Source organism: Myxococcus sp. AB036A, from assembly GCF_006547355.1.
Taxonomy (GTDB): domain Bacteria; phylum Myxococcota; class Myxococcia; order Myxococcales; family Myxococcaceae; genus Myxococcus; species Myxococcus virescens.
On sequence record NZ_VHLC01000040.1, the window covers coordinates 1 to 11,246 of the forward strand.

The 11,246-nt window shown below is 68.5% G+C and carries 10 protein-coding genes and 1 pseudogene; 5 read left to right on the forward strand and 6 right to left on the reverse strand.

The genetic code is table 11. The features are described 5' to 3' along the window. From FL344_RS17775 to FL344_RS17790, 4 genes and pseudogenes are all read right to left on the reverse strand, one after another. Positions 1-306, reverse strand: a pseudogene (locus FL344_RS17775) (ThiF family adenylyltransferase); the annotation flags it as partial. A gap of 5 nt (positions 307-311) precedes the next feature. After that, positions 312-584, reverse strand: coding sequence for a ubiquitin-like small modifier protein 1 (locus FL344_RS17780; protein WP_141619364.1), 273 nt, complete (start codon positions 582-584; stop codon positions 312-314). 7 nt (positions 585-591) lie between these two features. Further along, positions 592-831, reverse strand: a complete 240-nt coding sequence (locus FL344_RS17785; protein ID WP_011554075.1) for a sulfurtransferase TusA family protein — start codon at positions 829-831, stop codon at positions 592-594. Next, on the reverse strand, positions 819-1,586 hold the full coding sequence (locus FL344_RS17790) for a HesA/MoeB/ThiF family protein (protein WP_141619365.1): 768 nt from the start codon (positions 1,584-1,586) through the stop codon (positions 819-821). The genes FL344_RS17785 and FL344_RS17790 overlap by 13 nt, the downstream gene beginning before the upstream one ends. A gap of 122 nt (positions 1,587-1,708) precedes the next feature. Between FL344_RS17790 and FL344_RS17795 the strand changes: the two genes are divergently transcribed. The 3 genes from FL344_RS17795 to FL344_RS17805 all read left to right on the forward strand — a co-directional run bounded on the left by FL344_RS17795 (position 1,709) and on the right by FL344_RS17805 (position 4,225). Beyond that, positions 1,709-2,095, forward strand: a complete 387-nt coding sequence (locus tag FL344_RS17795) for a hypothetical protein (protein WP_228565146.1) — start codon at positions 1,709-1,711, stop codon at positions 2,093-2,095. Positions 2,096-2,204: 109 nt separating this feature from the next. Continuing rightward, on the forward strand, positions 2,205-3,488 hold the full coding sequence (locus FL344_RS17800) for a sensor histidine kinase (RefSeq protein ID WP_090490527.1): 1,284 nt from the start codon (positions 2,205-2,207) through the stop codon (positions 3,486-3,488). Next, the gene (locus FL344_RS17805) at positions 3,485-4,225 is read left to right on the forward strand and encodes a response regulator transcription factor (RefSeq protein ID WP_141592653.1); all 741 of its coding nucleotides are present in this window, start codon (positions 3,485-3,487) and stop codon (positions 4,223-4,225) included. The genes FL344_RS17800 and FL344_RS17805 overlap by 4 nt, the downstream gene beginning before the upstream one ends. Before the next feature lie 16 nt (positions 4,226-4,241). Here FL344_RS17805 and FL344_RS17810 read toward each other — a convergent pair whose 3' ends face one another. Next, positions 4,242-5,513 carry a cellulase family glycosylhydrolase gene (locus tag FL344_RS17810; protein ID WP_141619367.1) on the reverse strand — a complete coding sequence of 424 codons (1,272 nt, stop codon included), beginning with the start codon at positions 5,511-5,513 and terminating at the stop codon, positions 4,242-4,244. A gap of 66 nt (positions 5,514-5,579) precedes the next feature. On the opposite strand from FL344_RS17810, the gene FL344_RS17815 reads away from it, so the two are divergent. Beyond that, positions 5,580-6,461 (forward strand): ABC transporter ATP-binding protein, encoded by an 882-nt coding sequence (locus tag FL344_RS17815; protein ID WP_011554081.1) that lies wholly within the window; start codon positions 5,580-5,582, stop codon positions 6,459-6,461. 9 nt (positions 6,462-6,470) lie between these two features. Next, positions 6,471-10,073, forward strand: a complete 3,603-nt coding sequence (locus FL344_RS17820; protein WP_141619368.1) for a M1 family aminopeptidase — start codon at positions 6,471-6,473, stop codon at positions 10,071-10,073. Positions 10,074-10,077: 4 nt separating this feature from the next. Here the strand turns inward: FL344_RS17820 and FL344_RS17825 are convergent, their stop codons facing one another. Then, a complete protein-coding gene (locus tag FL344_RS17825; protein WP_141619369.1) occupies positions 10,078-10,614 on the reverse strand; it encodes a DUF2378 family protein in 537 nt (178 codons plus the stop codon). Positions 10,615-11,246 lie beyond the last annotated feature (632 nt).

The window sequence follows — 11,246 nt, forward strand, 5'->3', positions numbered from 1 at the left end:
CTGCCCCACCGCGCCCGCGTCCGGGTTCAGCGCGGGCACCTCGCGGGCCAGCGCCTCCGTCACGGGCAGGCCCACGTCGGAAGGCCCCATCAGGAAGCCCGGCGCCCAGGGCCCCAGCGTCAGCGAGCCCGCTCCCGTCACCGGCGTGCCACCTCCCGCCAGGTACGCCGCCGCCGTCAGCCCCGACGCGCCAATGCCATCCAACCGCGCCGTGCCCGCGAGCAGGGACTCCTGGCCACGTCCGCCCACCTCTCGCAGGAGGATCTGCCGGGAGTAGCGCAGGATCTGATCTTCGCGCAGCGCCATGGCCGTCAGCCCCCCGCCATGGCGGGGATGAGGGTGATGCGGTCAGCGTCCTTCACCGGCGTGTCCAACCCGTTCAGCGCGCGGATGTCCTCGTCGTTGAGGAACACGTTGACGTAGCGCCGCACCGCGCCGCGCTCGTCGAACACCCGGCCGCCAATGCCCGGGTGGCGCGCGTCCAGGTTCTTCAGCACCTCACGCACGGTGGCGCCGGGGGCTGCGACTTCCGCCTGGTTGCCGGTGAAGCCCCGCATCGGAGTAGGAATACGAAGGGTCGCCATGACTCACTCACCTGCCTTGCTTGCGGAGCACCAGCCGGTGCGTCCCGTCCGGGAGCGCGTCCAGGGACACGACCTCGTGGCCCTCGTCGCGCGCGTTGCGAGGCACGTTCTTCAGCGGCTCGGTGCCCCGAAGGAGCACCTCCAGCAACGTGCCCGGCTCCAGTGATTCCAACTTCAGCTTCGTCCGCACGTAGGTCATCGGACAGACCTCGCGGGTGATGTCCAGCCTCGCCGTCATGTCGCGCACGCCTCCGGAGACTCAGGGTACGCGGGGATGGCCGTGACGCGACAGCCCTCGCAGTCCGGGGCCCGCGCCACGCGCGTCCGCCGGCCCAGGATCGACACCGCATCCAACACGTGCAGCGTGGCCTCGCCCTGCCCGCCTCGCGCGGCGCCCGACAGCAGCTCCAGCGCCAGCAGGGCCTGCACCGCGCCCACCAGCCCCGCCAGCGAGCCGAGCACCCCCGCCTGGGCACACGTGGGCACGGCGTCCGGCGGAGGCGGCGCTTCATAGAGGCAGCGCAGACACGGCCCCCCCGGGTCCACGCGCATCGCCTGGCCCTGCATGCGCAGCACACCGCCATAGATGAGCGGCACGCCCGTCAGCACCGCCACGTCCGACAGGAAGAACTTGGTGGCCACGCCATCCGTGGCGTCGATGACGGCGTCGTGCGCGCGGAACAGCCCCTCCGCGTTGCTCGCGTCCACGCGCTCGGGGATGGCCTCCGTGCTCAGGCCGGGAAAGGCCCGCGCCAGGCCCGCCGTCGCGGACTCCGCCTTGTTCCGGCCCACGTCTTCGCCCCGGTGCCAGAGCTGGCGCGGCAGGTTCGTCACGTCCACGCGGTCCGGATCCGCCAGCGTCAGGTGCCCGACACCGGCCTGGGCCAGCGCCAACGACGCCGGGCATCCAAGTCCGCCAGCCCCCACCAGCAGTACGCGCGCGCGCTCCAGCCGGGACGCATGGGGGATTCGGGGGTGATGGTCTGTACCGTGGCCATGCATCGGATGACTGCTCCACGCGGTCGGAAACGAATATGGTGGGGCCGCCTGCGTACCACCATGCAGAAGGGCGCAGGTGTCTCTTCACCGTCCCGCGTCCGCGCGGCCCCCACCTGCCAGGACATATGAAAAACCTGACCGGCGTGCTCGTCTTTTCCGCTGTCCTCTTCCTGGCTCCTGGCTGCACCCGCAAGTCGGGCGAGGCCCCGGGGCCCACCGACGCCTCCGCCGCGACGGACGAAGCCGCGCGCACCGGCGCCAGCAAGGGGGCCCTGCGCGCCGAGGACGCGGGCTCCGGCAGCACGGCGCGCGCGGCCCAGGAGGCCTGCGTGGACTCGTGGCTCCAGAAGCAGGGGCTGGACGCGTACGGCAACCCGGAGGGCAGCATGTACGCGGGCGGCACGCCCCTCTTCAACGAGCGCACGGGCGAGCAGATCGACCGGCTGGACTTCATCTTCAAGAACAAGCCCGAGGTCCGCCAGGCGTGCGCGGGTGACGCTTCCGCGGAGTAACGCGGTGCTTCCGCCCGGCGTGGGGCCTGCCCCCTCGCCCCCCAGAAAGCGGGGCGGGCCACCTCCGGGATTCCCGGCCCCCCGGTTGCTCCCGTAGACTGCCGGGCGAATGGATTCCCAACTCGCATTGAGCGAGGAAACGCCTGCCAACGACCTGCGCGCCCGGGTGCGGAAGGTCCTGGAGCGCCGCAAGCTGACGGACAGCGTGTCGGCGGAGCAGGCCGCCGCCTCGTGGGAGCAGGACCGCTTCGTGGCCCGGGCCCGCGCGCTCTTCTACGCGCGGATGATGTTCCTCACGCTGGGCCTGCTCATCCTCGCGGTGCCGGCCTGGAGCGGCTACTTCGGCCTCACCGGGCCCTTCTCCTTCGTGGGCTACTTCGCGATGCTGCTCTACAGCGTCGCCAATCTCCTGGTCATCGACCACCCCAAGGCCGGCCGCTGGGTGACGTACATCACCCTCTGCCTGGACGTGACCATCAGCGTGGTGCTCATCGCCAAGCCGCACGTCGGCGGCGGTCTCCAGAGCCCGCTGCTGGCCACGCAGCTGCTCTTCACCACGCTCTTCGCCATCCTCTTTCCCAAGCCGCTGGCGATCCTCCCACCGCTGCTGGCGCTGCCCATCACCACCCGGCTGGACCTGCTCCTCAACCGCTCCGTGACGGCGGTGGAGCTGCTGACCCTGCTCTGGTACCTGGCGCTCAACTTCATCATCGTCTACGTGCTCGTGTACCTGAACGAGCGCGAGGCCGCCGCGCACCGCGAGGTCGTGTCGCTCCAGGGAGACCTCAAGGAGCTGGCGGTGGTGGAGGAGCGCAACCGGATGGCCCGGGAGATCCACGACGGCCTGGGCGCGTCCCTGTCGTCGATGATCATCCAGTCCGAATACATCCTGAACCTCGCGCGCGAGGAGGCCCTGCGCGAGGAGATCCGCGAGCTGAAGCTCACCGCGGAGGAGTCCATCGAGGAGCTGCGGCGCAGCCTGCGGATGATGCGCGAGGACTTCGAGCTGGCGCAGGGCCTGGAGGACTACGCGAAGACGTTCCGCGAGCGCACCGGCCTGGACATCCGCTTCGAGCGCACCGGGCTCCAGCGCAAGCTGGACCCGGACGCGCAGCTGGCGCTGTTCCGCATCCTCCAGGAGTCGCTGTCCAACGCGGTGAAGCACGCGGAGGCCAAGGGCGTCCAGGTGCGGCTCGACTTCAGCGAGGACCGTGTCAACCTCGTCGTACGCGACGACGGCAAGGGCTTCGACCCTTCCCGGACGCCGCGCGGCCACTACGGCCTGTTGAACATGCGTGAGCGCGCCATGAAGCTCGGTGGCCAGCTCATCGTGGACTCGTCACCCGGCGCTGGCGCCCAGGTGGCATTCTCCCTTCCCTGTCGCCCGTCATGACCGGAGCTCCCGTGGACGCCCCGCAGCCTCCTGATTCGCCTCCCATTCGCGTCTTCGTGGTCGAGGATCAAACGAAGATCCTCAAGAACCAGCTCCGCCTCTTCGAGAACCACCCGGAGATGGACATCATCGGCACCGCGCTCTCCGGTGAAGCCGCGCTGGAGGAAGTGCCCAAGCTGATGCCGGACGTGCTGCTGCTCGACCTGGGCCTGCCCCGCATGAGCGGCATCGACGTGACGCGCGAGGTGAAGGCGCGCTTCCCGAAGATTGAAATCCTCATCTTCACCATCTTCGACGAGGAGGACAAAGTGCTGGAGGCCGTGAAGGCGGGCGCCTCCGGCTACCTGCTCAAGGGCGCCCCGGTGGACAAGATCATCGAGGCCATCAAGGAGGTCCGCGCGGGCGGCACCGTCATCCAGCCCAACCTGGCCCGCCGGCTGCTCCGTCACTTCCGCGTGGAGCCCGACGCCAGCCCCCTGGTCTCGCCGCCCACCGCGCCGGAGCCGTCAGCCAGCGACCTGCCCCAGGAGCCCCTGCTCAAGCCGCTGTCGGACCGCGAGCGCGAAATCCTCCAGCTCATCGCCAAGGGCGTGTCCAACAGCGAGGCGGCGCGCCTGCTCGACCTCAGCAAGGCCACCATCCGCACGCACCTGGAGCACATCTACCGGAAGCTGGAGGTCACCAACCGCGTGGAGGCCGTCACCGAAGGCATCCGCAAGGGCCTCATCTCCGTCTGATCCGGAGCGCCCGCGCTCAGCGCCCCGTGGAGACCGCCGCGCCCGGACGCTCCGCGGCGGCGGCCTCCATGACCAGGTCCGCGTACTGGTTGACCGGATCTCCCGGCTGCGTGCCGTCCCGGTAATAGAAGGTGTAGTCGTCCCAGGCCTCCGGCCGGGCGTCGTTGGAGAACATCCACAGCGCCCCCGCGCCGACGCCTTCCTTCCGCATGCACTCCAGCCAGCCGCGATAGAGCGCGCGCCGCTGCGACACGTCGAACGTGCCCTCGTTGCGCAGCCCCAGCTCGCCCACGAACAAGGGCTTGCCCAGGTTCCGGGCGATGGCGGCGTGCTCCCGAATCCACCGGGCGCCGGCCTCGGCCGTGTCGATGCCGCCCAGGCCCCAGGACTCCGGATAGAAGTGCACCGACGCGAAGTCGATGTACGGGGACGCCGTGTTGCGCGTGAAGCTGGCCCCCGGCGTGCGAAGCACCGGCGACCCGGAGCGGGACCAGAAGCCAGGGTCGTACCCGTCGGGAGACGGCTCGAAGCCCTCCTCCCCTGTCCCCACCAGGTGGCCAGGCGCGTGCTTCTTCACCTCGCGCGCCACGTCATCAATCCACGCGCGCAGCCGCGCCCCTTCCTTGTCCAGCCCCCGTCCCCGCGGCTCGTTGAGCAGCTCCCAGGCCAGGACGGCCGGGTGGTCGCCATAGCGGATGCCGTCCACCGTGTTCACCCGGTTGAGCAACCGCGCCACATGCGCCTTGAAGTGCGCCACCACCACCGGGTCGGTGAAGAACCGAGCATCCCCTTCCACGGGCCGGGGGAGTCCCGCCCACGCAACGTACTGGCGCGCGCCCCCGTATGCATCCCAGTAGTTCCCCAGCGTCAGCACCAGGCGAACGCCATGGAAGCGGGCGCGGGTGAGCACCCAATCCAGGCCGACCAGGGCCACCTCGTCATACTCCAGCGGCGCCACCTGGATGGCGGTGTCCCCCACCTTCGACAGCGCGTCGTTGTGTCCGTTGGTGCGCAGCGCGCGCACGCCCAGCGCGGAGGCCTTGGCGAGCACCTCTTCCAGCACCGGGGACTCTGCCGCCCCCCGCCGCGCGTCCCGGGTGGCCTCTTCCTGCAGGAAGTAGGCATTGAGCACCATGGCGCCGGACGGCAACCGGTCCAGGTGTTGCGGCGGAGCGCCCGAGCAGCTCGCGGCCACCGCCTCCAGCATGACCGGGTCCCCCTCTCCGCAGGCCCCCAGGAGGAAGGCGACGGCCGCGGAGGCGGTGGAGGTCCGGCGAGAAAAGGGCATGCCTACATGGTAACGACGCCACGCGCTCCACGCATCGGTCCTGAGGACTGGGCTAGGTTCGCCGCCATGGAGCTCAGACTGGAAGGCGTGTCGAAGACGTACCCCAACGGCACCCGTGCGTTGCAGGGTGTCAACCTCACGATTCCGCGCGGAATGTTTGGGCTGCTCGGGCCCAACGGCGCCGGCAAATCCACGCTGATGCGGAGCATCGCGACGCTGCAGGACGTGGACGCGGGCACCATGACCTTCGACGGCATCGACCTGCGCCGGGACAAGGACCGGCTGCGCGAGGTGCTGGGTTACCTCCCACAGGACTTCGGCGTGTACCCCAAGGTGACGGCCTGGGACATGCTGGACCATCTGGCCCAGCTCAAGGGCCTGGCCCAGCGCGGCCCGCGCCATGACACGGTGAAGGCGCTCCTCCAGAAGACGAACCTCTGGGAGCATCGCGACCGGCGGCTCGGTGGATTCTCCGGCGGCATGAAGCAGCGCTTCGGCATCGCCCAGGCCCTGCTCGGCAATCCCAAGCTGCTCATCGTGGACGAGCCCACCGCCGGGCTCGACCCCGCCGAGCGCTTCCGCTTCCACAACCTGCTGGCGGAGATCAGCACCGATGTGGTGGTGCTGCTGTCCACGCACATCGTCTCCGACGTGGCGGACCTCTGTCAGAACATGGCCATCCTCGCCCAGGGGAACGTCGTGGCCAGCGGCCACCCACTGAAGCTGGTGGAGTCCCTGCACCAGCGCGTGTGGAAGCGCTTCGTCACCCACCAGGAGGAGCTGGACGCGCTCATGAAACAGTTGGAGGTCATCGCCGTGCGGCGCGTGGCCGGTCAGCGACTGGTCCACGTCTACGCGGAGTCCCCGCCAGAGGGCTTCGAGCCCGCCAGCCCCGACCTGGAGGACGTGTACTTCCACGCGCTCGCCCGGGCATCCAAGCAGCCCTGAGGGCCCGCCATGTTCACCGCCCTCCTGACCTTCGAATTGCGGCGCCGGGTGAAGATGATCTCCACCTGGGTCTACGCCCTGGTGCTGGCCGCCGCCGCCGCGCTGATGACGCTGGCGATTGGCGCCGTGTTCAAGGGGTTCTCGGTGGCGTCGGGCCCGGAGCTGGTCCGCGTCAACAGCCCGCACACCGTCTTCAGCTTCACCATCAGCCTGGCCTACTTCGGCCTCTTCATGGTGGCCGCCGTCTTCGGCCAGGCCGCCTACCAGGACTTCGGCCACAACACGTGGATGCTCATCTTCACGAAGAACGTGAAGAAGGGCCCGTACCTGCTCGGCCGGTTCCTGGGCGCGTACCTCTTCAGCGCGGTGCTGATGCTGGCCATCATCCCCGGGCTGATGGTGGGCGCCGCGGGCGTGTGGCTGGTGGATGCCGAGCGGCTCGCTCCGTTCCAGCTCACGTCCTACCTCTGGCCCTACGTCATCGGCGTCTGGCCCACGCTCTTCTTCGCCGGCGCCGTCTTCTTCGCGCTGGCCGCTCTGACGCGGCGCATGGCCCCCGTGTACGTGGGCGTCGTGGTGCTGGTGATGGGGTACCTGACGCTCAGCGCCGCCATGTCCGACGTGCAGCACCAAGACCTGGCGTCCCTGCTGGACCCGTTCGGCTTCCTCACCTTCGAGAACGCGACCCGCTACTGGACGGCGGCCGAGCGCAACCAGGACCACGTCCCCTTCGCCGGGCTGCTGCTCGCCAACCGGTTGCTGTGGAGCGTCGTGGGCGCCGCGCTCCTGGGGCTGGCCGTCCTGCGCTTCCGCACCACCGTGGAGGAGCAGCGGGGACGCGGCACGCACAAGGAGCAGGAGGCCTCCGCCCCGGTCGCCATCCCCACCACCCTGGCGGCGCCCACGACGGGCAGTTGGCTGCGCACGGCCTTCGCCACCTCCTGGCTGGCCTACCGCGACATCCTCCGCTCCCCGGTGTTCTGGTCCTTCGTCGTGGCGGGGCTGGCCATGGGCACCATGGGCATCTCCATCTCGAAGCAGATATACGGCACCGCCACCTGGCCGGTGACGTGGCAGGTGCTGGAGACGGCCACGCGAACGTTCCAGCCCTTCCTGCTCATCACCATCACCTTCTATGCAGGTGAGCTGGTGTGGAAGGAGCGCGACGCGGGGCTGGCTGACATCGTGGACGCCACGCGCGTGCCGTCCTGGGTCACCTATGGCGCGAAGCTGGGGGCGCTGCTGCTCGTGGCCTTCTCGCTGAAGGTCGTGGCGCTGCTGTCCGCGCTGCTCTCCCAGGTGCTTCGCGGCTACGTGGACATCGAGTGGAACCTCTACGCCACGCAGCTCTTCCTGCTGGACTTCCCGCATGACGCGCTGTTGTGCGTGCTGGCCTTCTTCGCGCAGGTGCTCATCCATCAGAAGTACCTGGCGTACCTGGTGATGGTGCTCTACTTCGTCCTCCAGGCCGCGCTGGGCCTGATGGGCGTGGAAGACTTGCTGGTCCGCTACGGCTCCGAGCCCACACTCCGCTACTCCGACCTGAACCGCTTCGGCAGCATCATCCCCGCGCTCGTCTGGTACCGCGTCTACTGGTACGGGCTGGCGGCGCTGCTCGTAGCGGTGGGCTACCTGCTCACGGTCCGGGGCCTGGAGACGCGCTGGAAGCAGCGCTGGGCGGCAGCCAAGGCTCGGCGCACGGGCGCGTGGACGGCGGCCGCGGCGCTGTCGCTCTGCGTCTTCATCGGGGCGGGCGCGTTCATCTATTACAACACCCACATCCTCAACCCATACATCACGCGGAAGGACCGGGAGCGGCAGCAGGCCCGCTACGAAAAAGAGTACGCGTCCTACGCCGCCCTGCCCCACCCACGCATCACCGCCGCGAAGGTCACCTTCCACATCCACCCGGAAGCGCTGCGCCTGGAGGCCCTGGGCAGCTACCGCATCCGCAACAAGACCGACGCGCCCATCTCCAAGGTGATGCTCACCCTGCCGGACGACGCCCGGGTGCGCGGCCTGTCCCTGGCGGGCGTGACGAAGCCCGCCATGCATGACGCCGAGCTCGGCATCTTCATCTACGAGCTGCCCACGCCGCTGGCGCCCGGCGCCGACTCCGCCATCGTGTTCGACCTGGAGTTCGGCACGAAGGGCTTCAAGCACGGCGGGGCGCGCACGGACATCGTGGGCAACGGCACCTTCTTCGACAACATGAACCTGCCGGTGCTGGGCTACCAGAAGGGCGCCGAGCTGGAGGACGACCGGGACCGCAAGGACTACGGCCTGCCGCCTCGCGAGCGCCTCCCGGACCGCGACGACCCGAAGGCGAAGCAGGACAACTACATCCGCCAGGACTCGGACTTCATCGCCTTCGAGGCCACGGTGAGCACGGCGAAGGACCAGATTGCCATTGCCCCGGGTTACCTGGAGAAGGAGTGGACCGAGGGCAACCGCCGCTTCTTCCACTACCGGATGGACAAACCCATCCTCAACTTCTTCTCCGTCCTGTCCGCGCGCTACGAGGTGATGCGCGACACGTGGCGCGACGTGAAGCTGGAAATCTACCACCACCCCACGCACACCTTCGCGCTGGACCGGATGATGCGCGGCATGAAGGACACGCTGGAGTACTGCAGCGAGAACTTCGGGCCGTATCAGCACCGGCAGGCCCGCATCCTGGAGTTCCCCCGCTACGCGAGCTTCGCCCAGTCCTTCCCCAATACGATTCCGTATTCGGAGGCGCTGGGCTTCATCGCCCGCGTGGAGGACGGACGCGCCGACGACGTGGACTACCCGTACTACGTCACCGCGCACGAGATTGCCCACCAGTGGTGGGCGCACCAGGTGGTGGGCGCGCGCGCGCAGGGCGCCACGATGACGTCGGAGACGATGTCGCAGTACGCCGCGCTGATGGTGATGAAGCACCGCTTCGGGCCGAAGAAGATGAAGCGCTTCCTCAAGTTCGAGCTGGACCGCTACCTCGCTGCCCGCGCGTTCGAATCGAAGAAGGAGGTGCCGCTGGCACGGGTGGAACAGCAGATGTACATCCACTACCAGAAGGGCAGCCTCGTCATGTACGCGCTGCAGGACTTCATCGGCGAGGAGCGGGTGAACCGCGCCCTGCGCCGCTACGTGGAGAAGGTCCGCTTCCAGGGCCCGCCGTACACCGGCTCCTCCGAGCTACTGAGCTTCCTCCGGGAGGAGACGCCGCCGGAGTACCAGTACCTCATCAAGGACCTGTTCGAGAACATCACCCTCTACGACAACCGCGCCGTCTCCGCGCAGGTGCGGCAGAACGACCAGGGCACCTGGGACGTCACCCTCAAGGTGAAGTCGAAGAAGTACCGCGCCGATGAGAAGGGCGAACAGACGGAGGTGGACTTCAACGACTGGATGGACGTGGGCGCGCTCGACGAGCGCGGCGAGGCCATCTTCCTGGAGAAGCGCCGGGTGACGAAGGGCGAATCGGAGTTCACCTTCACCGTTCCCGTGAAGCCCGTCCAGGTGGGCATCGACCCGCTCAACGTGCTCATCGACCGCACGTCCACCGACAACGTGACGGAGCCCTCCGTCACGTCCGCGGTAGCGCTGGGGCGCCCGTCCACGCCCTGACGGGTCAGCTCCAGCGAATGCGCAGGTCGAAGCCGTCGGGCGGCTCGTAGCGCTCCACGTTCGCCTGGGGCTCGGTGGCGCCGGCCTGCCGCAGCGCACCTTCACAGGTGCCCGCGGCGGCCTCCGCCGGGAAGGGGTAGCCCCGGAAGCGGACGCGCCAGTCCGCCGGCCCCAGGGACTCCACCTGGATGTCCACTGGGGAGAAGACGGAGCTGAAGCTCAGCGACACGCGCTTCATGGCGCGCTCGGGCCCGGCCACCTTGAGGGCAATGCCCACCACCTTGCCCACCAGGGTGTCGAAGTAGCTGCGCACCAGCTCCTGCCCCAGGGTCCGGTAGGCCGACTGACGGTCCATGCCCTGGTAGCGGTAGCGCACCGTCGCGTCCTGACACCCCACGAACACGGCCGCCGGATAGGTGGCGCGGGGCTTGTCCATGTCGAAGCCCGCGGCCAGGAACTCGGCCTGGAGCTTCGCGTCGGGTTGCGCCAGGCGGACCAGGGATTCGAACAACGTTGATTGAACAGTGACTTCGGCTGGCATCGGTGGCGCGGCACCCTAGGGGAGTCAAGCGGTGCGGGAAAGCGGATGCTCCGGCGGTGTTTGACTCGTCAACGTCCGCGCTCAGTCGCCGCGAAGGCCGCCGTGGTCTGGCGGTTGGAGCCGGGCCAGCAGCTTGGGCGGCATCCCCCACTCCACGGGCGTGAAGTAGACATGGATGCCTCACATCACGCCCGGCGTCTCAGTGAGTGAGAATGATTCATCCCATCCGGCGACGAAGCGGTCCTTGTGACATGCGGCGACACAAGCGTCTCGTGCGTCGAGAATCCGGAGCAACAGCCCGAAGTCGCCCCCAGCGGCCGTATTCCGATTCATGACGGAAGACGCGCACTGGCCCAGGAGCAAGGGACACGGCGGAGCCTCACAAGTGTCAGACAGGCCTGAGAGGATGTCCCCAGGCGCCAATGCCAGAGGGGGATCCCCGCGCGACATCCGTAACAGGAATTGGGTGAAGAAACCTGGCCTCGGCCGTTTCTCACCAACTTGAGACGTCGTGTCTCAGAGGGCACACGGCTGTGACACATGCTGTAACCCATTCATACACAACCAATCTCGAGAGTTAAGAATACAACCTTGGCTTTACGAGCAATCCGCTATTGGCGTAGGTTTTAGAC